Origin of the sequence: Arenibacter sp. P308M17 (assembly GCF_003426735.1) — a bacterium.
GTDB lineage: Bacteria > Bacteroidota > Bacteroidia > Flavobacteriales > Flavobacteriaceae > Arenibacter.
The window spans coordinates 1-2399 of sequence record NZ_QVON01000019.1; the positions used below are offsets into that span (position 1 = coordinate 1).

Genomic DNA, 2399 nt, shown 5'->3' on the forward strand with positions numbered 1-2399 from the left:
TGTTGAACGAATCCTCCCTACCGGTCGGAAGCTTTGTCGTGTTCAAAATACGTTTTACTTAAATTTATGCAATCTTAAAAAACAATGTAATGTATAAAAAAAAGTAAAACGATAGTAGAGACTGCTATCACAGAAGTTCCGGGTTTTGATAGCCTTTGTGAAAAACTAAGCAAGAGTTTTGCGATCAATGGCAAGGCGAAAAGCACTTTGCACAACTACACGCGCTGCCTTGCGCATCTAGGTCTGCACTACAAGGAAAGCCCTGAGAAGCTCTCAAAGGAACTCATCGACGACTATCTTTTTCACTGCCAGAACCTGCATAAAACGCCTTCCGAAAGTTTTTTCAAACACACCATTTTTGGTCTTCGTGCCATTTATAAAGTGCTGGATATAGAAGATAAACGGGTCAAGCTTCCGCAGATCAAACGGCAGAACAAACTGCCCGTAGTGCTGAGCAAACCTGAAGTACGCACTTTGCTCAAGGCGCCCAAATACCTAAAACACCGGCTGATGCTGGGCATGCTTTATGGTTGCGGGCTTAGAAGTTATGAGCTCTGTGCACTGCGCTTAAGTGATGTTGACTTTGACCGACAAACTGTTTTCGTAAAGAAACAAAAGGGCAAATTAGATCGCTACGTCCCCCTTAGCAAACACCTTGCGCGCGGACTCAAAAAGTATATTTCGACAGAATCACCCACCACCTTCCTGTTCAACAGCCAAGTGACGGATGATGGAGTGCCCCGACCCGTTACCACCACCGCAATACAATGGGTCATAAAAGAAAACAGAAGCAAGGTAAACACCCACAAGACCATAACGGCCCACTGTTTGCGCCACACCTATGCCACACACTTGCTTGAAGAAGGGCTCAACATCATGAGCCTGAAAGAGCTTTTGGGACATGCCTTTATTGAGACGACCCTCGTTTATTTACATGTGGCAAATACGGGAAGTTCGCGTAAGTTCAGCCCGCTCGACACGCTTTTTGATTAGTGCGCAGCCACTACAAGGTGGCCGATGTGCTGGAAATGGAGCAAGATTATATCTCGTCAAAAGCTTTTACGGGTTGGCACAGGCGCACACTGCATGCCATCCGCCGGTGCCGTACACCTGCCATGGGCGGGCATATGGATAAATGCGATTGCTGCCATAAACTCCACATCAGCTACAACAGTTGCAGGAACCGACATTGCCCTACCTGTCAGGGACATAAGCGGGAGCAGTGGATACGGGCGCGGGAAAGCGAACTTCTGAACGTGCCCTATTTCCATGTCGTGTTCACACTTCCCCCGGAGCTGGATACCTATGCCCTGTCCCATCCCAGAATAGTCTATGGAAGCCTGTTCAAAGCGGCGTGGGCCACCCTTGGGCAGTTTGGAGGGAGCCCAAAACATCTGGGCGCAAAAATGGGCATGATAGCCATCTTGCACACCTGGGGGCAAAACCTGAGCTTGCACCCGCACCTGCACTGTATTGTCCCTGGAGGCGGAGTGAACAGATCGGGCAAATGGAAACCGGCTAAGAACAAGGGGAAGTACCTCTTCAATGTGAAATCGGTGAGTGGGGTGTTCCGGGCAAAATATATCGCTCTTTTGCGCAGGGAAAAGGTGCCCATACCATCGGAAATATACGATAAGCTCTTTGCCAAAAGTTGGGTAGTGTACGCAAAACAGCAGTTCCATACCCCAAAATATGTGGTGGAATATCTGGGCCGGTATACCCACAAAATAGCTATCAGCAATTACCGGATCAAGCAGATCGATAAAATAAAAGGTGAAGTATCGTTCTCCATAAAAAATTACAGGAAAGGTGGAAGGAAGGAGGTTTTAAAACTCTCCACACATGAGTTCACACGTCGGTTCGCCTTACACGTTCTGCCCAAAGGTTTTACGCGGATAAGGCATTACGGTATCTTGAGCAGTGGTTGGAAAAGGAAGAAACTGCCCGCCCTTCAAAAGATGCTTTCCATTACCCCGGTAAAAGCCGTAGGCGAGAAGCCCACACCACTTCACGGCAGGTGCCCGAGCTGCAAGAAAGGAAAACTGGTCACAGTAATGACCTTCGACGGGCGCGGTCCGCCCCATGGCTGGATGGCAATGCTGGGACATGGCGGAGGATCATAAAAAATACCTGCAAGGTGCGGGACGGCCGGGGTATGCCCCAAATTCAAGCATTTTACCCGTAAATGACAGGAAGCCTCCCCAAGTATGGGAAAAACATAGGGCACGGTCATTAAAAAAGAGGCCAAATTTTGGAAATCGACACAAAGACACAGCAGATCTGCCAAAATAAAACTCCAGGACAAACACAAAAAAGAAGGCTTTCCCCATAGGGAGGAACCGGATCCGTCAACAAGATATTCAGCCCTGGCCTATCGGCGGGCCGAATACTTAGTTATT

2 protein-coding genes are annotated in these 2399 nt (G+C 48.4%); both read left to right on the forward strand.

Annotation, left to right across the window (positions count from 1 at the left end):
• Positions 1 to 207: 207 nt before the first annotated feature.
• On the forward strand, positions 208 to 993 hold the full coding sequence (locus tag D0S24_RS20825) for a tyrosine-type recombinase/integrase (protein WP_251795854.1): 786 nt from the start codon (positions 208 to 210) through the stop codon (positions 991 to 993).
• Between the two features lie 35 nt (positions 994 to 1028).
• Positions 1029 to 2123, forward strand: coding sequence for an IS91 family transposase (locus D0S24_RS20830; protein WP_251795855.1), 1095 nt, complete (start codon positions 1029 to 1031; stop codon positions 2121 to 2123).
• Positions 2124 to 2399: the final 276 nt, after the last annotated feature.